General features: G+C 42.8%; 19 protein-coding genes. 16 read left to right on the plus strand and 3 right to left on the minus strand.

Translation table 11 applies throughout. The annotated features are described in order from the left end of the window. Positions 1 to 161 precede the first annotated feature (161 nt). The 6 genes from ACQ86K_RS00235 (at position 162) to ACQ86K_RS00260 (ending at position 3,999) form a co-directional block, all read left to right on the plus strand. On the plus strand, positions 162 to 902 hold the full coding sequence (locus ACQ86K_RS00235) for an SDR family oxidoreductase (RefSeq protein WP_091175752.1): 741 nt from the start codon (positions 162 to 164) through the stop codon (positions 900 to 902). 143 nt (positions 903 to 1,045) lie between these two features. Beyond that, positions 1,046 to 1,798, plus strand: a complete 753-nt coding sequence (locus ACQ86K_RS00240; RefSeq protein ID WP_091175750.1) for an SDR family oxidoreductase — start codon at positions 1,046 to 1,048, stop codon at positions 1,796 to 1,798. A gap of 105 nt (positions 1,799 to 1,903) precedes the next feature. After that, on the plus strand, positions 1,904 to 2,167 hold the full coding sequence (locus ACQ86K_RS00245; protein WP_431199531.1) for a hypothetical protein: 264 nt from the start codon (positions 1,904 to 1,906) through the stop codon (positions 2,165 to 2,167). Between the two features lie 29 nt (positions 2,168 to 2,196). After that, the gene (locus ACQ86K_RS00250) at positions 2,197 to 2,328 is read left to right on the plus strand and encodes a hypothetical protein (RefSeq protein WP_431199532.1); all 132 of its coding nucleotides are present in this window, start codon (positions 2,197 to 2,199) and stop codon (positions 2,326 to 2,328) included. A gap of 150 nt (positions 2,329 to 2,478) precedes the next feature. Further along, the gene (locus ACQ86K_RS00255; protein ID WP_091175650.1) at positions 2,479 to 3,051 is read left to right on the plus strand and encodes a Crp/Fnr family transcriptional regulator; all 573 of its coding nucleotides are present in this window, start codon (positions 2,479 to 2,481) and stop codon (positions 3,049 to 3,051) included. Positions 3,052 to 3,141: 90 nt separating this feature from the next. Further along, the gene (locus tag ACQ86K_RS00260) at positions 3,142 to 3,999 is read left to right on the plus strand and encodes an NAD(P)-dependent oxidoreductase (RefSeq protein ID WP_091175648.1); all 858 of its coding nucleotides are present in this window, start codon (positions 3,142 to 3,144) and stop codon (positions 3,997 to 3,999) included. Between the two features lie 183 nt (positions 4,000 to 4,182). On the opposite strand, the gene ACQ86K_RS00265 is transcribed toward ACQ86K_RS00260, so the two are convergent. After that, positions 4,183 to 4,449, minus strand: a complete 267-nt coding sequence (locus ACQ86K_RS00265) for a GIY-YIG nuclease family protein (protein WP_091175646.1) — start codon at positions 4,447 to 4,449, stop codon at positions 4,183 to 4,185. Between the two features lie 204 nt (positions 4,450 to 4,653). Then, on the minus strand, positions 4,654 to 6,057 hold the full coding sequence (locus ACQ86K_RS00270) for an MBL fold metallo-hydrolase RNA specificity domain-containing protein (protein ID WP_091175643.1): 1,404 nt from the start codon (positions 6,055 to 6,057) through the stop codon (positions 4,654 to 4,656). A gap of 157 nt (positions 6,058 to 6,214) precedes the next feature. On the opposite strand from ACQ86K_RS00270, the gene ACQ86K_RS00275 reads away from it, so the two are divergent. The 10 genes from ACQ86K_RS00275 to ACQ86K_RS00320 all read left to right on the plus strand — a co-directional run bounded on the left by ACQ86K_RS00275 (position 6,215) and on the right by ACQ86K_RS00320 (position 19,927). Beyond that, the gene (locus ACQ86K_RS00275) at positions 6,215 to 6,586 is read left to right on the plus strand and encodes a BlaI/MecI/CopY family transcriptional regulator (RefSeq protein ID WP_090534685.1); all 372 of its coding nucleotides are present in this window, start codon (positions 6,215 to 6,217) and stop codon (positions 6,584 to 6,586) included. A 10-nt stretch (positions 6,587 to 6,596) separates the two neighbouring features. Continuing rightward, positions 6,597 to 8,588 (plus strand): TonB family protein, encoded by a 1,992-nt coding sequence (locus ACQ86K_RS00280; protein ID WP_431199533.1) that lies wholly within the window; start codon positions 6,597 to 6,599, stop codon positions 8,586 to 8,588. 121 nt (positions 8,589 to 8,709) lie between these two features. Beyond that, positions 8,710 to 9,741 carry a LamG-like jellyroll fold domain-containing protein gene (locus ACQ86K_RS00285; protein WP_091175638.1) on the plus strand — a complete coding sequence of 344 codons (1,032 nt, stop codon included), beginning with the start codon at positions 8,710 to 8,712 and terminating at the stop codon, positions 9,739 to 9,741. A 254-nt stretch (positions 9,742 to 9,995) separates the two neighbouring features. Then, a complete protein-coding gene (locus ACQ86K_RS00290; protein ID WP_091175636.1) occupies positions 9,996 to 10,763 on the plus strand; it encodes a class I SAM-dependent methyltransferase in 768 nt (255 codons plus the stop codon). Position 10,764: 1 nt separating this feature from the next. Then, positions 10,765 to 11,901 (plus strand): glycosyltransferase, encoded by a 1,137-nt coding sequence (locus ACQ86K_RS00295; protein ID WP_091175633.1) that lies wholly within the window; start codon positions 10,765 to 10,767, stop codon positions 11,899 to 11,901. Beyond that, positions 11,898 to 13,382, plus strand: a complete 1,485-nt coding sequence (locus tag ACQ86K_RS00300) for a polysaccharide biosynthesis C-terminal domain-containing protein (protein WP_091175631.1) — start codon at positions 11,898 to 11,900, stop codon at positions 13,380 to 13,382. Before ACQ86K_RS00295 ends, ACQ86K_RS00300 begins: the two co-directional genes overlap by 4 nt. 696 nt (positions 13,383 to 14,078) lie before the next feature. Further along, positions 14,079 to 15,953 carry a gliding motility-associated C-terminal domain-containing protein gene (locus ACQ86K_RS00305; protein WP_431199534.1) on the plus strand — a complete coding sequence of 625 codons (1,875 nt, stop codon included), beginning with the start codon at positions 14,079 to 14,081 and terminating at the stop codon, positions 15,951 to 15,953. Continuing rightward, entirely contained in the window at positions 15,950 to 16,948 is a 999-nt protein-coding gene (locus ACQ86K_RS00310) for a PorP/SprF family type IX secretion system membrane protein (RefSeq protein WP_091175626.1), read from the plus strand. The genes ACQ86K_RS00305 and ACQ86K_RS00310 overlap by 4 nt, the downstream gene beginning before the upstream one ends. Position 16,949: 1 nt before the next feature. After that, entirely contained in the window at positions 16,950 to 18,902 is a 1,953-nt protein-coding gene (locus ACQ86K_RS00315; RefSeq protein WP_091175623.1) for an OmpA family protein, read from the plus strand. 122 nt (positions 18,903 to 19,024) lie between these two features. Further along, the gene (locus ACQ86K_RS00320) at positions 19,025 to 19,927 is read left to right on the plus strand and encodes a glycosyltransferase family A protein (RefSeq protein ID WP_091175620.1); all 903 of its coding nucleotides are present in this window, start codon (positions 19,025 to 19,027) and stop codon (positions 19,925 to 19,927) included. Positions 19,928 to 20,009: 82 nt separating this feature from the next. Here ACQ86K_RS00320 and ACQ86K_RS00325 read toward each other — a convergent pair whose 3' ends face one another. Continuing rightward, complete coding sequence (locus ACQ86K_RS00325) at positions 20,010 to 21,203, minus strand: anhydro-N-acetylmuramic acid kinase (RefSeq protein WP_256337565.1); 1,194 nt, start codon at positions 21,201 to 21,203, stop codon at positions 20,010 to 20,012. Positions 21,204 to 21,406: the final 203 nt, after the last annotated feature.

Below are 21,406 nucleotides of genomic sequence, written 5' to 3' on the forward strand. Positions count from 1 at the left end.
GGAGGCATGTAAGGCGTCTCTACTTTAAACCATCTCAAACAAAATTTATAAGCCAATCTTAGATATTCGTATGTAATGCTTTGATATGTGTATCATTCAGGGGCTTTGCTCTTGCCACCTTTGTATTGTCAATCAACGAAAACAAAATAACAAAGGAAACCATGAACACATTAGCATCAAAAGTAGTATTAGTAACCGGCGCCTCAAGAGGTATCGGTGCAGCAGTAGCTCACAAATTAGCAGCCGAAGGCGCTAAAGTAATTATCAACTACGCAGGCGGCAAAGAAGCTGCTGACCAAACCGTAAACTCTGTCAAACAACAAGGCGGCGATGCCATTGCCCTGCAGGCCGACGTTAGCAAGGCCGATGAAGTAGCAGCCATGTTTGATGCAGCGATAGCTCATTACGGCAAAATTGATGTACTGGTAAACAACGCCGGCATCATGATTACCAAATTAATAAAAGACACTACCGACGAGGATTTTACCCGCCAGTTTGATATCAACGTTCGCGGAACATTTAATACCATGCGCGAAGCCGCAACTAAACTGGCCAATGGCGGCAGTATCATCAATTTTTCATCAACCACTACCCGCGTTATGATGCCAACTTATGCTACCTATGTAGCCACCAAAGGCGCCGTGGAGCAATTAACCCGCGTGTTTGCCAAAGAGGTTGGCGCGAGGGGTATCAACGTCAATACAGTATCTCCCGGGCCAACAAATACCGAACTGTTTACCAAAGGCAAACCTCAGGAGCTGATCGACCGCCTGGCGTCATTATCAGCTTTTAACCGTATCGGTGAGCCTGAAGATATTGCCAAAATAGTAACCTTCCTGGCAAGCGACGATGCTAAATGGATCTCTGCGCAAAATATCGGGGCAAATGGTGCAATGGCGTAAGCCCCCTAACCCTCTGAAGGGGGAATGATAGAAGCAAGACGGCAAGAGTCAAGAAGCAAGACAACGAGAGACAGGAATAATAATCAGAATCATTAACGCAATCGGTGAAATCAAACTTCATCGGTGTAATCAAAAAAACAATCATGAACTCATTAAATAATAAAGTAGCGGTAATAACCGGCTCGGCCCGTGGTTTAGGTAAAGCAATTGCAGAACGTTATGCAGCATTAGGTGCCGACATCGTGATCAACTATTCGCGCGATAAAGCATCGGCCGATGAAGTGGTCAGCAACATCAAAGCGATGGGGGCGAACGTAATTGCTGTGCAGGCCGATGTAAGTAAAGTAGCTGATATTGAAAGGCTTTTTAAAGAAGCTAAAGAAGCGTTTGGTAAAATAGATATCGTAGTAGCTAACGCCGGTATCGAACTGGTGGAAACCCCGGTAACTGATTTTACCGAAGAACAGTTCGACCGTGTATTTGGCATTAATACAAAAGGCACTTATTTTACTATGCAGCAGGCTGCCAAAAATGTTGAGGATAACGGCCGCATTATTTACATAGCCTCAAGCACAACCTCATTCCCTGTACCCGGAATGGCAGTGTATGGCGGCAGTAAAACTACGCCAAGGTATTTGGTTGATATTCTTTCAAAAGAGATTGGTCACCGTGGTGTAACAGTTAACTCTATCATACCATTTGCTGTTGATCATTCAGGTATCTTTGCCGAAGCTGATAGTTACCCCGCGTTAAGAAAACAATTGCTTGACAGTTGTCCGATGGGCCGCCTGGCCGAAGTTGAAGATGTGGCCAATGTGGCCGAGTTTTTTGCCAGCGATCTTTCCTCATTTGTGAACGGACAACACCTGTTGGTAAACGGCGGCGCAACAAATTAATGGTCAGTTTAGTAACATAGGGTAGCAGCTTATAGTCATAGCTATAAGCTGCTACCTGTATTTAATTCAAAAAGCAGCATTATTTGATTATACATCTACCATGTCATGAAAACGCTTAATCATTATGTCATATACGGCACATTAATTACTTCTGCAGTAAACGCTCAGGCTGCAAAAACACCTGCTGCAACTATCCAAAACATCAATGCCATGAACACCGAAAAGTTAAATAACCCGATAGTAAAACAAGCCATCGACGCCCTGCAAAGCGGAGATAAGCAGGCTTGGTTTAGCTTGTTCACCAATGATGCCCAGCTTTTTGATGATGGTAATAAAATGGATTTTAAAACTTTTTTGAAAAAGCTTTAGGCCATGAACGTTTTACCAGTATCGACAAGGTGGAACAAAACGGCCTGCACCTCTACGGTAAATTTCACAGCGACCAGTGGGGCGATTTTAAAACCTATTTTAAGTTTACGATTGGTGCCGGCAATAAGATCAGTAAATTGGAAATAGGGCAGGCGGGTTAGCCCCACCCAAACCCTCCCCGGAAGGAAGGGCTTTAAAATGAGATAAATAAAAGTCTCCCTCCGGGGGAGATTTAGAGGAGGCTTGTTGCTTCGTTCCGCAAGGACTTTTTTATTGATGCTTTTACTTCAATTTTACCTGATCTTTGTATCATGCAACAGCAACTCATAGCCCGGTTACAGCAGTTAAAACCTATCCCGGTTGATGATCAGGAGCTCATACTAAAAGCCTTTGAGCCAACGAAATTTAAAGAAGGGGATACGCTTTTGCAGCTGGGGCATGTAGCAAGACAGCTCTTTTTTATTACCAACGGCATACTGCGTATTATGGCGCGAAATGAGAAGGGAAATGAGGTTACTTATTTCTTTTTAAAGGACAATCAGTTTTGCACCATTCTGTACAGCTTTAATAACAACCTGATCGCTGATGAAAGCATTCAGGCCGCCTGCGATACAGAACTATTGGTTATTAGCAAAAACACCCTGCTGGCTTTATATGAAAAGCTGCCTTATCTCAAAGGAATGATCGATCAGATTTCGCAGCATACGCTTATGGAGAAGATAAAAACGCGAAACACATATCTTGGTTACGATTCATCAGAAAGGTACCGGTTATTTTTGGAGCGACAGCCCGAGGTTGCCAGGAGAGTATCACTTACCGATATCGCGTCGTACCTTGGCGTAACGCCTCAATCGTTGAGCCGCATCCGCAAAAATATTCGGTAATTAGGTTTTTTGTCGTCTGTTTAGATGACTTAGAAGGGAGAGAAATAGACATCAATAAAATCTATATAAATCAAAAACAAAATAGCTACTATGAATACAGTTAAAACAGGATGGATAGGATTAGGAAAAATGGGTGTTCCAATGTCGCAGCAATTGATTAAAGCAGGATATCCGCTCAGTGTTTATAACCGAAGCAAGGATAAGGAAGAGGTGTTTAAGGCACAGGGCATTGGTATAGCTGCTTCGCCCGCCTTATTGTTGAATGCTGCTGATGTTGTTTTTATCATGGTATCAGACGATAATGCGATTAATGATATTTTTCATGGTGATGAAGGTTTACTTGCCGCAAAAGTAAGCGGCAAAATAATCATTAACATGAGCACAGTTTCGCCTGCTATCAGTAAGGAGATAGCAGCGGCATGCAAGGCTCAAGGTAATTATTACCTGGATGCCCCGGTATCAGGCAGTGTCAAACAAGCGGAAGATGCTATGCTGGTTATTATGGTTGGAGGCGAGGCCGGCGCATTTGAGCAAGCTAAAACTATCCTCGAAAAAATGGGTAAACTGGTTATGCTGGTTGGTGGTACCGGTGCAGGTAACGCGGCTAAGCTGGCCATTAATACTTTGCTTGGTATTGTTGCACAAGGCCTTGCTGAAACAATAACGCTGGCACAACAAAATGGCATTGAAGCAGAAGCACTAATTATGCTGATCAGCAATAGTGCTTTAGGCAGTCCCTTTATCAAAATAAAAGGCGATGCCATTGTTAACAATAATTACCAGGCAGCTTTCGCCTTAAAACATATCGCTAAAGATCTGCGCCTGGCTAAAGACCTCGGTTTGGCTACCCCACTTGGCTACACTGCTTATCAAACCTACCAGGCCGCCGAAGCTGCTTTTGGCGAAGAGGATATTATAGCGGTGATAAAGCAGGTGAGTAAAGGGTAAAAAAATACCATAGATATAAATACAAGCTGATGTCATTTCGATGAAGCAAGGGGGATTGTGCGGTCGCGCTGAAGAGAAATCTTATACACCACGTTAGATTAATGTGTTTTGCATAAGGCTTTTTGTTTGAGGTGTCTTGCCTTCGCTGTTTGATGCAAATGAGTGGCAATTGATATTAGTCGATTACATTTGATTTAAAAATTCCCAGCCCGGATTAGTCGACTCGATTAAAGCAATTTTCTTTTCTCGGCGCCATTTTTTAATCTCCTTTTCCCGGGCTATGGCGTGCTCAACGTGGGTGAAATGTTCGTAGTAAACTAAATGGTAACAGTAGTATTTGCCCGCAAAAGATTTATTAGTTCCTTTATTTTCGAGATGTTGCAAAACCCTTACGCTTATATCATTGGTGACTCCGATGTACAATACAGTTTTGCCTGGGTTAGTAGTGATATAGACGTAATATTATGATTCCACATTTTTAAAGGTAGATATTTTGTAACTGGAAGATTGTCATTTCCATAGAGGTATAGTGGGATTTATGAGATGTGCTTAGGGGATTTACAGGGTGTATAAGATTTCTCTTTCGCGCGGTGCTCATATCCCCCCATGCTCTATCGAAATGACAATTTTTTGCTTTTTACTTGTTTAAACTCCCTATTCCAAAACAATTTTCTGATGCTGGTACGGGATCTCAACATGATGAAAGCCGTGCGCTTTAATTTTCGCGGCAAAATGCTGCTGCACTTCGTACTCGCCGTGAACAAGAAATACGGTTTTTACCAATGCGGGGTCCTGGCAGGCCAGGAAATGGAGCAGGTCGTCATAATCGCCGTGGGCGCTCATTGATTTGATGGAGCGGACCTCGGCTTTTACCTCATACATTTCACCAAAAATATGTACCTCATGGTCGCCTTTTAATAACCGGCCGCCCAATGAATTTGGCTCAGCATAGCCTACCATTAAAATAGTGTTCTTTTGATTATTGATATTGTTTTTAATGTGGTGCTTTACCCGCCCGGCCTCGGCCATGCCCGATGAGGAAATGATGACACAAGGTCGCGGATCGTTATTCAGGGCCTTTGATTCCTCTACACTTTCAATAAAGCGCAAGCCCTTAAACCCAAAAGGATTGGCATCGGTTTTTAAAACTTCCTGCACATTTTTATTATAAACCTCGGTGTGGTTCATCAATACTTCGGTTGCTTTTTCCGATAGCGGGCTATCTACATAATAAGGAACATCCGGCAGGATACCTTTCAGTTCCAGGCCGTTTAAGGCGTACAGTAATTCCTGCGTACGGCCAACGCTGAATGCCGGGATAATTACCTTGCCATTTTTAACTTCGCAGGTTTCTTTAATGATCTCCAGCAGCGACTCTTCAATAGGCCCCAGTTCTTTATGCAGGGAATCGCCATAGGTTGATTCCAGTAAAATATAATCAGCCTGCTCAAATGTTTGCGGGTTTTTCAACAGCAGATCGTCATAACGACCAACATCGCCGCTAAAAGTAATGTGGGTATCCCTGCCGTTTTCTGTAACGGTAATATGCACTGCCGCGCTGCCCAGAATATGCCCGGCATCAGTAAAGTTGAATTTTACGGCAGGGGTAATTTCAAACTCTTCGCCATATTCAACAATTTTGAACAGGCGAAGGGCCTCCATCACATCCTCTTCGGTGTACAAAGGATTAAGCAGCGGCAAGCCTTTGCGGATGCGGTGTTTGTTACTATACTCGGTGTCCTGTACCTGGATCTTTGCCGAATCGAGCAGCAGGATGCGTGTAAGGTCCATCGTGGCCGAGGTGCAATAAATGTTTCCCTCAAATCCTTCGGCAACGAGCCGGGGAATTAAACCGCAATGGTCAATATGCGCGTGCGAAAGGATCATGTGTGTTACACCTTTGGGATTAAAGCCAAAATGTTCGTTCATTTCTTCGGTTTGCTCGCCCAGGCCCTGGAACATGCCGCAGTCTAATAATATGCTGGTACCGTCGTTTAAGCGGAGTAAATGCTTGCTGCCGGTTACGTTACGGGCAGCACCATGGAAGGTTATGTTCATTTATAAAATGGTATGAAGTATCACAACGAATATGATGATTTAAAGTTTAAGAAATTAATAACTAAAAATTTAGTTGCAAATATAAAATACATCTCTTACCTTAGTTTAACCAATTAAACACATTAATACACGAGGTATTAATATTTAAAGTACGCACATGGAAATTAAAGAGTTAACCCGCGCCGAAGAGCAGATTATGCAAGTGCTCTGGCAATTAAAAAAAGGGTATGTTAAAGACGTTATCGAACAGTTACCTGAACCCAAGCCAGCTTACAATACGGTATCGACAATTATCCGGATCCTGGAAACAAAAGGTTTTGTTGGGCATGAAGCGTTTGGTAAAAGTCATGAGTATCACCCGGTAATCAGCAAGGAGCAATACCAGAATTTTGCTGCCGACAAATTACTGAGCGGTTATTTTGACAACTCTGTTAACCGTATGCTTTCATTTTTTGTAAAGAAAGAAAAGATCGACCTGAAAGAGGCCGATGAGATCATGAAACTGATTGAAAAACTAAAAGAAAAGTAATTATGAACTGGTGGCAATATTTATTACTGGTAAACATATACCTGTTGCTGTTTTACGGGTTTTATGTGCTTTTGCTTCGCAAAGAAACCTTTTTCAGCTTAACAGGCTTTACCTGGTAAGTGCCGCTTTACTATCATTTATGATACCCGTTATCCAGGCCGATTGGGTGCAAAATCTATTTATTACCCAGCAGGTAAAGTATACCCTGTACAGTAGCCCGGTATTGGTTTATCACTTTAAACCTATTGAAGAATCGCCTATTAGTATAGGGGAGGTGCTGTTTATTATATATGCAGCGGGTATCGTTTTTTTATCGCTCAGATTGATCTGGCAGTTGTTTAAGCTAAAAAAGGTGATTAGTCAGCCGCAATCACAGGTATCCTATTCCTTTTTCAAAACCGTGAAATTAAATGCCGATGGGGAGGCCAATGAAGCAATTGCCACGCATGAGGATGTACATGCCAAACAATGGCATTCGGCCGATGTGTTGCTGGTTGAACTGGTGATGATCATTAACTGGTTTAACCCGATTGTGTATTTCTATCGTCGGGCGATCAAGCATATTCACGAGTTTATAGCCGACAGGCATGCTGTTGAAGCTGGTACGGATAAGGCCGATTATGCCATGCTGCTTTTAAGCCAAACATTTAATACGCCTTCACACAACTTGGTTAATTCATTTTTTAACAAAAGTTTGTTGAAAGAACGTATTATCATGTTGCAAAAAAATAAATCGCACCGCATAACGCTTATTAAATACGGACTGTCGGCCCCTCTGTTTATTTTGATGATGGTACTGTCATCAGCTACAATTAATAATAGTGATACCATTACGGTCATCAACACTAAGGCCGATAAAGTTTTCTCGACGCCGGCCAGTAAAGTGGCGGAGATTACTATTGATGAGCCTCTTAAACTTGAAAGGCCGGTTATAGCAGCTGATACCTCACCGGTATATACTGCGGTTGCCCGTTTGCCCGAGTTTCCGGGCGGGCTGGGGGCTTTTGGTAAATTTTTATCTACCAATATAAAATACCCTGCAACAGCCCGTGAACAAAAGATCCAGGGAAGGGTGATCATAACCTTTGTTGTTGAAAAGGATGGCACGCTTTCAAATGAAAGGATTGTAAAGGGTATTACGGATGATCTGAATAACGAAGCATTAAGGGTGATAAAACTATCGCCTAACTGGAAGCCCGGTATGCAGGGAAATCGTACGGTAAGGACTCAATATTCAGTGCCTATCAGTTTTACACTTGCTCCCAGCGATGATACTACAAAGACTACTGCACCTGTAACATTCTCAATAGCTTCGGCTCAATCAGGTTCTGATCCGGTATTTACCTCAGTTGAGCAGGTGCCTGAGTTTAAAGGTGGGTTGGAAGCGTTTGGAAAGTTCCTGATGACTAACCTGAGGTATCCCAAAACCGCCCGTGATAATAATGTTCAGGGCAGGGTGATCATAACTTTTGTTGTTGAAAAAGATGGGTCGTTATCAAACATGAAGGTTGTAAGAGGGATAGGCTCAGGTTGCGACGAGGAAGCTTTAAGAGTGCTTAGTATATCGCCGGCCTGGAAACCTGGAATTCAGAATGGCAAGCCGGTGAAAGTACAGTATTCTGTGCCGATAAGCTTTACACTGGCCGATGATAAATCTGCAAAGCCAGGCGAAAATAAAACCGGGGATGTTGTAAATCCGTCGGGCGAAGACAGGCCAATATATGGCGGTTTGGTTGTTGATACCACCAGGCAGCATGTGATAGTTAGTGACAAGTATAGCGGTAAATCAGCGCCTTTAATTATTATAGATGGGATAGCCCTGGCCCAGGGTACATCGTTAAGTAAAATTAATCCGAACGATATCGAACGGATAAGTGTGTTAAAAGATAAAAATACTGTGGCTATTTATGGCGAGAGGGCCGTAAATGGTGTTGTGCTGGTGACTACAAAAACAGCTGCTAAGAAAAAGGCAGCAATGAAAACCATTATAAAGGATAATTAATTTCGGCAAAATATGCGACTTTAACACTAATTTATTATAAAATGCGATGAGGTGACAGTGGAAATTTTTGTAACTGAGATGAACTTATTATATTTGCGCCTAACAACCATTACCTTATCATATGAAGAAATTTTATCCTTTGTCGTTGCTGGTAGCATTATATGCGTTTGCACACACGTCTTGTACCAAAATTGCAGACCAACCTAAACCGGTAACCGACAGTACAAAAACTCTTAGTGAAATTTCATTGCGGGATACGCTTACCATGTATACCGGGCAGGCAGTACAATTGGACGTAAAGGTTCGGCCTATAAATTTTGACACAACGAAGTTGGTTTGGTTGTCATCAGATACCTCAATTATAACTGTTAGCAAACTAGGCCGTATCGAAGCCAAAGGTGAAGGAAATGCAAAAGTTTCGGTGAGCAATGCTGAAAAAACAAAATCAATAAGCTGTATCGTAACCGTTAAAGACAGCCTTAAGGTTGGCCTTATAGCTTATTACCCTTTTGGCGCCAATACATCTGACGTGTCTGGCAACGGTAACAATGGCTCCGGATATAATTTAACACAGGTTGCTGATAGATTTGGGAATGCTAATAGTGCTTACTATTTTAATGGATTTAACAGCTACATCGTTGTCAAAGACAAACAAACACTCAGGCTATCTCATACAGATTTTACAATTACTACCTGGGTGAAGCTTGATGCATATAATAATTCATTTGCTTCACAGATAATAGCTAAAAGATTGCCAGGGTTAGGTAATGGATGGAATCTTTCTATCTCCGGGTATGACTTTGTATCTACCGGGCAGGGTGGTTTGGGATTGGTTACTTTTAACGAAGGAGCCAGTCCTTTAACAGTACTTACCAGTGGAGCTGTTGCTTTGAATAACTGGCATATGGTAACCTCGGTGTATAATTATACTACTCACACCCTATCGCTTTATATTGACGGTGTAAAAGATAGTACATTTGACGGGTTTGCTTCTCCAAATATCACGATAGGCGCAGACGCTTACATTGGTAAAGATAATCCTGATGTACCCTCTCCCGGATACTTCCTGAAAGGCGCTTTGGACGATATGCGTTTGTATGACAGGGTGCTTTCGGACAAAGAAATTAAAAAACTGTATACTGCAATACATTAATTCCGACCATATTAATAAAGTGAAACAGGTTTTTCCTTTTGGAAGAACCTGTTTCACTTTAAAGCCTACTCGTGAAAAACTACAATAAAACTGTTAATTTAGCCGCATGAAATGCTACGACCGATTATACACCTTTGTTAAGATAAAACGCAGGTACAGCGTGGCTGCGCTATCTGTATAATTGTTGCCCAAAAACCCCTTTAATATTATTTATTAACTTTGTACCTGCAAAGCATAGCTTTATATCCTCTGTAATGACTGAAAATCCGAACCGCGAAAACGTTGTGTCTTATTATGATGAGCACGTCAAAAACAAGCTTAATGATTACATAGTAGTGAACCCTCGTATTGAGTTTGGGTGGGAAACTATTAAGCGTTTTACGCCTTCAGCACCGGTCCGCATTTTGGAAGTAGGTTGTGGTATGGGCAATATATGTTCGCGGATGCGTAAATACTGGCCCGATGCCGTTATTACTGGAATTGATATCAGCACAATGTCTATTCAGATTGCTCAAAAGCTTTTTGGTGACAGCAAGCTCAATTTTAAGGAAAGCATCCTTACCCCCGATACCTTTAATGAGCAGTTTGATCTGATTGTTTTTATGGATGTGTATGAACATATAGCTGTTACAGACAGGCCTGCTGTTCATGCCGCACTGGCAAAAATATTACGCAATAAAGGCCGTATTATTTTAACAGTCCCTACACCGGCTAACCTAAAATGGTCATTAGTTAATAAGCCTGAAACCATGCAGCCTGTTGATGAGCATATATCTTTTGAGGTTATTGGTAAATTGGCTGCAGATACCGGTACCGAAGTGATCCTGTATGAACTCAAAAACGTGTGGAACGTAGGCGATTATGCACACATCGTATTGGAAAAAAATGACGATTTCGAAGCCGCGTTCTTTCATCCAAAACCGGTAACCGCGTCACAACGCAGCCGAAGGATCTTTAATAAGGCGGTGTATAAAATGGGCAGTTTCTTCCGCCGGTATTATGTCCGTAAAAAGTTAGGTTGAAATGAGCCAGGCGTATAATTTATGCATCATAAAGCCCAATAAGTCTGCTTTTTCCGAGACCTTTATACAAGCGCATATTGATGGCCTGGCTGGTAATAAAAAAGTTTTATACGGCGGCGCCTTTCCTGTATTTGATCATGAAGGCAAAACCCTGATCCGCTCAAAACTGGGCCTGCTAAGTTATCTCATCCAAAAAAGAATCTTTAAGAGGAAAAATATTAAGGTACGTACCTGTGCCTTGTATAAATATTTAAAAGAGCATAAAATAGATGCTGTATTTGCTGAATATGGCATGGTTGGTGCATCTGTTACTGAAGCCTGTAAATTAGCCGGAGTTCCCCTGATTATTCATTTTCATGGAGCCGATGTTTATCATCGCGATACAGTTGCTGAGTATGCCGAACTTTACCAGGATGCATTTAAGTACGCGAGTGCCTTTATTGCTGTATCGATAGATATGGCTGCTACTTTGAAAGAAATGGGCGCTCCTGCCGATAAAGTGTTTACCGCTTCATGCGGAGTGGATACTGCTGCTTTCCCTTTACTTGATACATCAGCCTCCGCTAAAGATTTTTTATTCGTAGGGCGTTTTGTTGAAAAGAAATCTCCTCAATCCTTAGTTAAGGCCTTTAAAATTTTACAGGAAAAACACCCCGATGCCAGGCTGTGGATGGTTGGGGGCGGACCGCTGTTTGATGAAACCCGGGAGCTGATTGCCGACCTTGGGCTTAATGAGCAGGTTACGCTTACCGGGGTATTAAAGCCTGAAGAAATACGCACGTTAATGAAAACCATGCGGGCATTTGTACAACACTCGGTTACAGCGGCCAATGGCGACAAAGAAGGTACACCGGTTACCGTGCTCGAAGCATCATCATCAGGTTTGCCGGTAATTTCAACCCGCCATTCGGGAATTAAGGAAGCTGTTATTGATGGCGAGACTGGCTTTTTGGTTGATGAATACAATATAACCGGAATGGCCGAAAGAATGAGCACCCTTGCAGAATCGGTTGAATTATCCGTGCAAATGGGTAAAGCGGCGCGGAACCACATGATTAATAATTATGATATTCATATGCGCATCGCTTTGCTTGATCATATTATCCAAAGTAGTATAAGCAACAATAAAATTAAATGAATCTTTTACAAAAGCAGGGATTTTTTAACAGCCTCATATTGTATGCGGGAGTTGCTTTAGGTTTTTTTAACCTTATCATTCTTTTTCAGCGTATCCTTATCACAGAAGAGATCGGTTTTTTTATTTTAATGGGAACCATATCGCTGCTTTATGCACAGTTTGCAGGGTTAGGTATTGGTAATATCATTCTTAAATATTTCCCTTACTATCGCAGCGACGATAAAAAACATAGCGGTTTCGCATCTTTTGTAACTGTTTGGAGCCTGATAGGTTTTGCGATCTTCACGGTGCTTTTTGTGGTTTTTAAGGATTTTATTATTAGTTACTATAAGAATAAGAATGGAGCTCCGTTACTGATCAGGTATTTCTATTACCTTATTCCGTTGTCATTTTTTACGCTGGTATTTTCTGTTCTGGAAAACCTGGCGCTTACGGTATTTAAAAATGTGCTTTCATCCTTTTTGCGCGAAGTAGGATTACGTTTGTTCACAACTGCGGGCGTTTTGCTCATAGCTATTAAGCTGGTTGATTACCATGTTTTTTTGATGATATATATAGCAGCTAACCTGGTGGCTGTATTGGTGTTGCTTGCTTATATTAGAAAAGGCCGGCACTTTAAGTTTTCGACTGTTGGTGCTCAGCTGCTGAGCGAAAGAAAAACGTTTTTTAGTTATGGCGTTTTTACGGTATTAAGTGGCAGCTCCTTTGTAATGATCCAGAACCTTGATACCCTGATGCTGAGCATGCTTACCAAAGAGTCATTTAGTTATGTAGGTATTTACGGTACGTTTTTCGCCATTGCGGTAGTGATAAGTTTACCGGCAAAGGCATTGAGCCGCACCTCACTGCAGATCATAGCCCAGTCATGGGTTACCAATGATCTGGCAAAGATTGGTAAAATTTATTACAAGACATCAGTAGTACAAATGCTTATCGGCTGCCTGCTTTTCATAGGCTTGGTTATTAACAGGTCGTTTATTATAATGTTGTTACATAAACCTGAGTACGCCAATTATTTTAATGTATTTATTATAGTGGGCGTTGCCTTTCTGGTTGATATGACAGGAGGGTTAAATGGCTATATCATGAATGTATCTAAGTATTACAAGCTCACCACTGTTTTTATTGTTTCGGGGGTGGTTTTTTGTGTACTGTCAAATTTGGTTCTGATACCTATGTTAGGCATGATGGGAGCCGCCTTGTCATACCTGATCACCATGTTTGTACTAAACTTTGCTTATTGGTTGTTTGTTAAAATTAAGTTTAACCTGCAGCCTCTTGCAATGGCGCACGTTTATATATTACTGATTTTTACGGTTTGCCTGCTTATCGGGCTTTATCTTCCGTCGTTAAAGAATGTATTCGCAGATATGATTTACAGATCGGTTATCGTGGGCGTAGTTTATATGTTTTTGGCATATATTTTAAAAATTTCAGAAGATATTAATATAGTATTTGATCGCATCCTGAAAAAGGTATGAGTTAAGTTGTATTAATTGCTATAGTATTCCAGGCCTTTATAAAGTTTTATTGCCATCCGTTCACAATATTATTGCCGTTTATGTTATTTGCCGGGCTGCATTTACCCTTTATGATTAATTAAATAAAACCGTTAGTGCCGCAGGCCGCCCCCTTCATCAGGCCTTTATTCAATGTGCTTCCTGTAAATTGGGCTATTAATAATTCATGTTTTTTCACATCATGCACTCAACCGGTACGGCTTTGCCCTCTCCTTTAAAAGGTAAAAACTTGTGATAGCTTCAATGGCAGTAAAGCATAGTTTGAAATTTTTTGATAATGTGAACATTATAATTAATTGTACCGTAGAAGAGCTTAGGATACCGTTGTAATATAACGTTATTGATAAACCTGAATTAACAATAAAATAATTAATTAACATAACTGATTGGGTCAACTCAGCGCTGGTTGGCGTTGAAACCGTTTCGTTAATGATTAAAATATTTTGAAAATTTAGTAATATGAAAGATAATTATTATCATTATCCGTTAATTTAAACTATGCGCCCTAAACCTGCACCTCTATATAAAATAGTATTATGGTCAATGTTTTGCCTGTCTTTTCTCCCGTTCGCTGGGTTTGGCCGGGCATTTGAAACCCCATTGCCTGTTAACGTGGAGCCGCGGTCTGTTGAACCAAGGTTTACTCCATACCATATTATGGTCGCCCCCCTGCAGGCAATTACCATTTGCTCCGCTGCTGCGGCTGTACTTAACGGCGATATAAAAAACCCTGTGCCCGACAGTTATCTATGGCAAATAAATAACAACGGAAACTGGGTAAATGCACCGTCGGCAAATACTCAAAAAGATTATATCACATCTTCGTTAACAAATACATCTGCTTCAAGTATTGTATACAGCCTGCGCCGCAAGATCTCTACCGCCGGCGTAGTGGATTATGATTCTTATTATGATGTTACCGTAAGGCCGATAGCAGCAGTCAATAACAATACAATAGTAGCGCCAGCTGTTACCCAATTTTGTTCAACAGGCAATCCGGCGGCTATTACGGGTAGTGTGCCCGGAGGGGGCGATGGAACTTTTTCATATCAATGGCAATCATCCACAGATAACGCAACATTTAATGATATTTCGGGTGCTGTATCGAAAAACTATGACCCGCCGGTGCTAAACAATGATACTTATTATCGCCGTATGGTTTCTTCCGGGGCATGTACAACTCCGGCGCTTAGTAATGTGGTGCTCATTAAGGTTTCAACACCACCACCTCCTCCATCGCCTGCAGCGTCAACGATAACCATTTGCCAGGGAACCCCGGCTACATTGACGGTTGCCTCGCCGCAGGCCGGATTTACATACAACTGGTATGATCTGTCGGCTAAAACCACGGTGCTTGCTACAGGTACGTCATACACTACTCCTGTATTAAACGCAGGCAAAAGTTATTATGTTGAGGCATCTAATAGCACCTGCAGCAGTCCTTTAACAACAATACAGGTAACTGTTTCGCCATTACCGGCGGTACCGCAATTTACGCAAAGCACTATTAGCGTTTGCTCCGGCTCCACAACGACAATTACCATACAAAACGCGCAAAGTGGTGTTGTTTATAACTGGTACGGCGGCGCCACCGAAGCTAACATTTTACATACAGGGACCAGTTATACAATCAGCAACGTAACAGCAGCAACAACCTATTATGTACAGGCTGTCAACGCTGCAGGGTGCGGTTCCTCGGCCCGGGGAACAGTTAGCATAGCTATCATTCCGTTGCCGGTGGTTACAGTAAGCAGTTCGGGAACATCTGTTTGCCCGGGTACCAGTGCTACATTAACCGCTTCAGCATCAGGCGGGGCAGTTATTTCATGGTATGATGCGCCGACCGGCGGAAACCTGCTTGCCCAGGGCAACACCTATGTTACGGCTAACTTAACATCGGCAAAACATTATTACCTGGAAGCAACCAACAGCACTGGGTGTAACAGCGGCGGAAGAGTCACAGTGCAGGTACAGATGACCAAGCCGCTTGATGCACCCGTGGTAACTGTTGGCGAAGTTACGTCATCGAGCGTAGCCTTTGAGTGGAGCGCGATAAGCGGCGCTACCAGTTACCTGGTAAGTACCAACAATGGTTTAACCTATACAGTGCCAAGTTCGGGCAGTAACGGTTTAACGCATAAAGTGGGAGGCCTTGGCCTAAACGAGTCTGTTACCATCACAGTGAAGGCTTTGGGAGCATCGTCATGTACGCTTAGCGGGGCATCGGCCGCGGTTACTGCCGCCACCATCGATAATAACAATGTAATATATGTAGCCAACAACTTTACCCCCAATGGCGACGGAAATAACGACATTATTTATGCACATGGAAAAAATATAAAAACACTTTCCTTTTATGTGTATGATCAATGGGGACAATTGGTTTTTACATCAACTGATGTTAACAAAGGATGGGATGGTTATTATAAAGGCTCATTGATGCCTGTAGGGGTATATGTATACTATTTAAAAGCTACAATGAATAACGGGGCGCAATTGAATAAAAAAGGAACAATTACGCTATTAAGATGAAGAAACTACTACTCATTATTACGATAGCGCTGCAGTTTGCAGTTGCAGGAAAGGTGAAGGCGCAGGTTGATCCGCATTTTTCACAATACTACGCTTACCCGCTTTGGCTTAACCCGGCGCTTACAGGCGTTTTTGACGGCGACACACGCTTATCTGCCAACTACAGGGACCAGTGGGCAAACATCAGCAATGGCTACCGCACAGCAGGGGTATCTGCCGATTTTAAACCAACCGATAAAGTGGGCTTAGGCCTTAATATACTTGATCAAAAAGCAGGCACTGCCGGGTATAATTACTTTACAGCTTATGGTTCATTTGGTTATGGCATAACCCTGTCGGGCGATGGTAATCAGCGGCTGCATTTCGGCTTGCAGGCGGGAGTTATCAGCCGTAATTTTGATCCGGGTAAACTCCAGTCTGACAACCAGTACGATCCGAACAGCGGCTTCGACCCTACCTTGCCCAATTTCGAAAATTTTGGCTATTCGTCAAAAACGGTATTTGATGCAGGCGCAGGTATCTATTATTACAATGCCGACCCGATGAATAAAGCCAATTTGTTTGGCGGACTTAGTATTAACCATATCAATGATGTAACAGACCCTTTTGCCGCGGGCGGTATTGCCAGTAAATTGCCTATGCGGTTTACAGCACATGGCGGTGTGCGTATAAAAGCGTCTGATTTTTTTGACCTGATCCCAAACGCAGTTTACGTTAAACAAGGCAAAGGTGAGATCAAAGCGTTCGGATTATATTCTGAACTTAAGTTTGCCAATGATAACGGACTGGTACTCGGTGGTATGGTCCGCTTACAGGATGCTGCAATTGCCAATGTTGGTTACCATATACGCAGGATGGTGATTGGTGCCAGTTATGATTTTAATACTTCAGGGCTTCGCGCGGTTACATCAGGCCGCGGCGGTTTTGAACTATCAATAAGCTATATATTTAGTCGCTACACTGATTCCCCGGCCCCAATTTGCCCAAGGATATAATATGAAAAAACTATTACCCTATTTCTTACTATTGTTTTTTCCGTTGGTTTCATTTGGACAGGCGAAAAACTACAGGGCACTGGCCGATACTGCCTTTAACAGGCATGAGTACTATACTGCCGCCTATTATTACAAGCATATTGCCGATGGTACAACCGATGAGCCCAAAAGCAGTGTGCCGCGTTCATCAGCAGTAAAAAGAATCAGTTCAAAAAAGGCTGAGACTAATCAATACATCATTTATCGCCTGGCCGAATCATATCGTCTGTATAAAGACTATACTGATGCTACTATATGGTATGCCCAATTGGCTAAGGAAGCACCAGCTGGCCAATATCCGTTAATACCGCTTTGGTACGGCATCTGCCTGCAGGCAAACGGGAAGTATAATGAAGCATTGGTCCAGTTAAAGCATTTTGCAGGCAACGCTCCCGATCCGCAGTATGCCGCTCTCGCTAAAAAAGAAATAATCTCGTGCGAATATGCCTTGAAGCAATTGGAACACCCACGCGCCGTTGATGTATCAGCTTTGGTGTTTTTAAATAAAGACCAGGGAGACTACGCCCTTACCGTTAACCTGGGCAGGTATTGGTTTACCTCATCGCGCCTGGTTGATAAGGATAAGTTTTATACCAACAGGGTTTACAGTTCGGCCATCCTTGATTCAACTAAAGCGCTTGCCACAAACTTTAAGGCGTTTGATAAAGAAGGACAAATTGAATACGCTACACCTGCGCTTGATGGTACCGGCACCAGGATGTACCTTACCCGCTGGTATAAAAAGAACGGGAAAACAGTATCTGCCATTTATTTTAGTCAACTGGTAAGCAGTGTATGGCAGCAGCCGGTAAGGCTGAATAATACTGTTAATGCTGAAGGCTATAATTCCAAGCACCCTTTTGTTAGCGCTGATGGCCGGCGATTGTTTTTCTCATCAGACAGGCCCGGCGGCGAAGGCGGCGACGATATTTGGGAAAGTAACCTTGATGATGCCGGGCAACCGAAAACTGTAAGTAACCTGGGCGATGCAGTAAACACAGCATATGATGAACAGTCGCCATATTATGACCAGGCGGATAAAGTGTTGTTTTTTAGCTCGAATGGTTTTACCGGTATGGGCGGCTTTGATGTTTACCGCAGCGAAGGAGATTTTGGTCGTTGGTCAGTCCCGGTTAATTTAGGTTACCCGGTTAACTCATCTAAAGACGACTTGTACTATAGCCTTGATCCAACCAATCCAAATAAATTTTACCTGAGTTCGGCACGCGGCTCTGACTGCTGCTTAAGCCTTTTTACCGGGCAGTATAAGTTTTTATATATCAGTGGCCGTGTAATTGATTGCCGCACTAACGGTGGTATGGCAGGGGCAAGGGTAATCCTTAAAGATCCCGATGTGAAAATGGGTTTGGCCGTTAAGGTAACCGATGCCAAAGGCGATTATGTTTTCCAGGTAAAGGAAAAACTGCCCAGGTATAAGCTGGAGATTTCACAAAAGGGGTACTTTACCAAAGTTATTCCTGCACCGATAGTAAAGCCGGGTATTGATACGCTCATTAACCCCGAAATTTGCCTGCAGAATTATAAGATCAATGTTCAGATAACTATTGAGAATATTTATTTTGATTTTGGTAACGCCCATCTCCGGTCCGAATCATTTGATACGCTGGATAAACTGGTTGCCATCATGAACGATAACCCTAAAATTAAGATCGAGCTTGGCTCGCATACCGATGGGATAGGCACTGACGCAGCGAACATGAAGTTGTCGCAGGCCCGGGCCGAGGCTTGTGTTGATTACCTGTTACTGCAAGGCATTAAGTCTGCACGTATTACAGCCCGCGGCTATGGCAAAAGAATGCCCATCGCCCCAAACAAATTACCAAATGGCAAAGATAACCCCGAGGGCAGGCAACTTAACCGTCGTACCACATTTACGGTAAAATCGGCAGAATAAAAACAAATTGTTTTATTTGTTTGCAATCGGAAGGTTATGGTATAATTTTGCCTTGCAAATTAAATGCCCCCGCTTAATGCAAGGCGTTTAAATTGCAATACCTGATCTGCTGAAATCATACCATGCAAAATCTTGCCCCGATAGCTCTTTTTGTTTATAACCGGCCCGACCATACCCGCCGTACCATCAGTTATTTGCAGCAAAATTTGCTGGCCGATGAGTCGCGCCTGCACATTTTTTGCGATGCAGCCAAAACCGATGCCGATAAGCCAAAGGTTGAACAGGTGAGGCAACTGGTAAAAGATGTAAGCGGTTTTAAATCGGTAAAAATTATTTTGCGTAATCATAATCTCGGTCTGGCCGAATCCATCGTCAGCGGGGTAACACAGTTGGTGTATGAATATGGCAAAGTGATTGTTTTTGAAGACGATCTGTTATCTTCGCCATATACCTTGCAGTATTTTAATGACGCATTAACAAAATATGCAAACCAGGAACAGGTAATGCATATCGGCGCCTATATGTACAATCTGCATGACAAGAAACTGCCCGAAACATTCTTTTATCGTGCAGCCACCAGCTGGGGCTGGGCAACCTGGGCCCGCGCCTGGAAAAACTTTGAACCCGATGTTGATAAGCTGATTGCTCAGTTTGATACGCTGAAAATAGCCCGCTTTTCGATAGAAGGCAAAATGAATTTCTGGAAGCAGATAGAGCAGTTTAAGGCCGGTAAAAATAATTCATGGGCCATTCGCTGGTATGCCTCTATTTTTTTGAAAAACGGGTTGACACTGAACCCGTCGCAGTCGCTTATTCAAAATATAGGCCATGATGGTACTGGCGTACACTCCAATAAAGAGGATATGTACCATGTGCAAATGGGACGCAAACAGGTAACGCAATTTCCCGACACCATAGAGGAGAATGAAGAGGCTTATAAGGCGATCAAAAATTTCCTGGCAAACAGAAAGGGTACCTTGTTGCAGCGGATCAGAAGGTTCATGAAGCAGCAGATGGGGCGATAAGCTATTTGGGGCGTTTATAACGAAAAAGTAGAGATGCGCGTGATGCGCCTCTGCGAGGAAATAATCAATTTGAACTTCCCGTTTAAACCGGGAAGCAGAATTTCCCCATTAACACCGCCGGGTTCGTTCCGATCCTGATCGGCTCACCGCATAAGGCTTCATTACCTAATAAAGCAAATAATATAGCTTCTTTGGCATCGGGGTTGATCCCCAGTAAACTGCTATCTTCTATTGTCGCTTGGGGCAATAGTTTTTTTAATTCCCCAATAACAAATGGATTTCGCGCCCCGCCGCCGCTGGTAAAAATTTTAACATGATCCCCTGTGATATTTTCCTTAACAAAACCGGCTATGGATGCCGCGGTGAAGGCGCTTAGGGTACAAATAAGGTCTTCACCACTAATTTGCCCGGTACCTGACCGTTGCTGAGCTTCAGCAATCATGGCAAGGTTGAACAGTTCTGGTCCGGTGGTTTTAGGGGCTTTTTCACCAAAAAATGGATGGGAGAGGAGCGCCGTTAATAGATCATCATTTACCTGCCCTCTGTAAGCTATAGCTGAATCCTCATCAAAAGGCTTATCAAAATATTTTCGGCAGGCAGCATCGATGAGTGTATTGCCGGGGCCAATATCTGTGCAGAGCACGCGGTTAAAATCACCATCGCCGGGAAGCCAGGTTAAATTAGCAATGCCTCCTATGTTTAACAGCACCCGGTTTTGGCTGGTTTTATTGCCCAATAATACATCACCATATAAAGCCAGCGGAGCGCCCTCTCCCCCGGCAGCAATATGCTTTTGTCTGAAATCGCTGATGGTTAATATGCCGGTTTTTACGGCTATATGGTCGCCGTCGCCAATTTGCAGAGTGGCGTTAGAGTAGTTTTTATGCTGATGTAAACGCTGGGGGGCATGGTAAATAGTTTGACCATGACTGGCGATAAAATCAACCTCCTGTGGGTCGACGTTCCATTGACCAAGTGCTTGCAATATCAGTTTGGCGTGATAGCTGCCGATATAAGCGTTAAGTAAAGTTACCTTTTCCAGATCTGCATTACGCTGGGCAAATACCTGCTGAACTTGCAGCTTAAAGTCATCTGGATAGGGGATTGTGATAAATTGTACCAGCTCAAAATGAGTGCTTAAACCATTACCAGTAAATTTGCACAGGGCAATGTCGAGCCCATCCAATGAGGTGCCAGACATTAGGCCGACACCCATTTTTGATGGTTTTTGAGCGATGCTAAACAGGTGCTGCAGGTTATGGTTCAATGCTATCATGGGCTTAAATTACTATTTGTACGGCAACCCGCAAAAGTTGGGGCAATGCATTTAATATTTTAGTGACGATGACTTGTTGTTAAAATAGCTAACGAAATAAGATGATGATATTGGCAAACTATTAGTATTTAATGATAGTTGTCTTATGGCCTGATGCCGGTTAAACGGGGCAGGTGTCATCAGCACCTGATTTTGTCAATAAC

The organism is Mucilaginibacter sp. P19 (genome assembly GCF_050632265.1).
Taxonomy (GTDB): domain Bacteria; phylum Bacteroidota; class Bacteroidia; order Sphingobacteriales; family Sphingobacteriaceae; genus Mucilaginibacter; species Mucilaginibacter gossypii.

Coding starts and splice junctions, on each gene's coding strand:
- ACQ86K_RS00235 (WP_091175752.1), top strand. CDS start 162: ATGAACACATTAGCATCAAAAGTAGTATTAGTAACCGGCGCCTCAAGA.
- ACQ86K_RS00240 (WP_091175750.1), top strand. CDS start 1,046: ATGAACTCATTAAATAATAAAGTAGCGGTAATAACCGGCTCGGCCCGT.
- ACQ86K_RS00245 (WP_431199531.1), top strand. CDS start 1,904: ATGAAAACGCTTAATCATTATGTCATATACGGCACATTAATTACTTCT.
- ACQ86K_RS00255 (WP_091175650.1), top strand. CDS start 2,479: ATGCAACAGCAACTCATAGCCCGGTTACAGCAGTTAAAACCTATCCCG.
- ACQ86K_RS00260 (WP_091175648.1), top strand. CDS start 3,142: ATGAATACAGTTAAAACAGGATGGATAGGATTAGGAAAAATGGGTGTT.
- ACQ86K_RS00270 (WP_091175643.1), bottom strand. CDS start 6,057: ATGAACATAACCTTCCATGGTGCTGCCCGTAACGTAACCGGCAGCAAG.
- ACQ86K_RS00275 (WP_090534685.1), top strand. CDS start 6,215: ATGGAAATTAAAGAGTTAACCCGCGCCGAAGAGCAGATTATGCAAGTG.
- ACQ86K_RS00285 (WP_091175638.1), top strand. CDS start 8,710: ATGAAGAAATTTTATCCTTTGTCGTTGCTGGTAGCATTATATGCGTTT.
- ACQ86K_RS00290 (WP_091175636.1), top strand. CDS start 9,996: ATGACTGAAAATCCGAACCGCGAAAACGTTGTGTCTTATTATGATGAG.
- ACQ86K_RS00295 (WP_091175633.1), top strand. CDS start 10,765: ATGAGCCAGGCGTATAATTTATGCATCATAAAGCCCAATAAGTCTGCT.
- ACQ86K_RS00300 (WP_091175631.1), top strand. CDS start 11,898: ATGAATCTTTTACAAAAGCAGGGATTTTTTAACAGCCTCATATTGTAT.
- ACQ86K_RS00305 (WP_431199534.1), top strand. CDS start 14,079: ATGGTCGCCCCCCTGCAGGCAATTACCATTTGCTCCGCTGCTGCGGCT.
- ACQ86K_RS00310 (WP_091175626.1), top strand. CDS start 15,950: ATGAAGAAACTACTACTCATTATTACGATAGCGCTGCAGTTTGCAGTT.
- ACQ86K_RS00315 (WP_091175623.1), top strand. CDS start 16,950: ATGAAAAAACTATTACCCTATTTCTTACTATTGTTTTTTCCGTTGGTT.
- ACQ86K_RS00320 (WP_091175620.1), top strand. CDS start 19,025: ATGCAAAATCTTGCCCCGATAGCTCTTTTTGTTTATAACCGGCCCGAC.
- ACQ86K_RS00325 (WP_256337565.1), bottom strand. CDS start 21,203: ATGATAGCATTGAACCATAACCTGCAGCACCTGTTTAGCATCGCTCAA.